The organism is Paenibacillus rhizoplanae, from assembly GCF_042684125.1.
In the GTDB taxonomy this organism is placed as follows: domain Bacteria; phylum Bacillota; class Bacilli; order Paenibacillales; family Paenibacillaceae; genus Paenibacillus_AQ; species Paenibacillus_AQ rhizoplanae.
In genome coordinates, this window is record NZ_JBHUKY010000093.1 from 1 (window position 1) to 796 (window position 796).

Annotated in this window: 2 rRNA genes; both read left to right on the forward strand. The window is 49.5% G+C overall.

Going from position 1 to position 796, the window contains the following annotated elements:
• Nucleotides 1-90 (forward strand): 16S ribosomal RNA (locus ACFSX3_RS30645); the annotation flags it as partial.
• A 270-nt stretch (nucleotides 91-360) separates the two neighbouring features.
• Nucleotides 361-796: ribosomal RNA gene (locus tag ACFSX3_RS30650) — 23S ribosomal RNA — on the forward strand; the annotation flags it as partial.

Sequence of the window (796 nt, forward strand, 5' to 3'; positions counted from 1 at the left end):
GGGAGCCAGCCGCCGAAGGTGGGGTAGATGATTGGGGTGAAGTCGTAACAAGGTAGCCGTATCGGAAGGTGCGGCTGGATCACCTCCTTTCTATGGAGAATCGTCACCTGCAATGGTGACATTCAAATCGGAAGCTAAAGCTTCCACAAATAGAACCCTTGGGTTCGAATACTCACTCGTTGGTCAGTTTTGAGAGTTTAAGCTCTCATCTTTAAACTTGATCCTTGAAAACTGGATACCGAAATGAATTTGCGTTTTAGAACATTCCTTTAAGCTGAACTTGTGTAAGCAAGTTTCAATATTTTAGTGATGCTAAGCGAAGGTTTTCGATTGTGTAAACAAGCGAAACGCCGGAGCGTTGGTTAAGCTACTAAGAGCACACGGAGGATGCCTAGGCGCCAGGAGCCGACGAAGGACGTGGCGAACAACGAAACTGCCTCGGGGAGCTGTAAGCAAGCTTTGATCCGGGGGTGTCCGAATGGGGAAACCCAGCTGTGGTAATTCGCAGTTACTCATTTCTGAATACATAGGAAATGCAGAGGCAGACCAGGGGAACTGAAACATCTAAGTACCCTGAGGAAGAGAAAACAATAGTGATTCCGTCAGTAGCGGCGAGCGAACGCGGAACAGCCTAAACCAAGGGGCTTGCCTCTTGGGGTTGTGGGACGTCTCACATGGAGTTACAAAGGAAGATGGTAGGTGAAGAGGTCTGGAAAGGCCCGCGATAGAGGTAAAAGCCCTGTAGCCTAAACTGTGTTCTCTCCGAGACGGATCCCGAGTAGTGCGGGGCACGTGA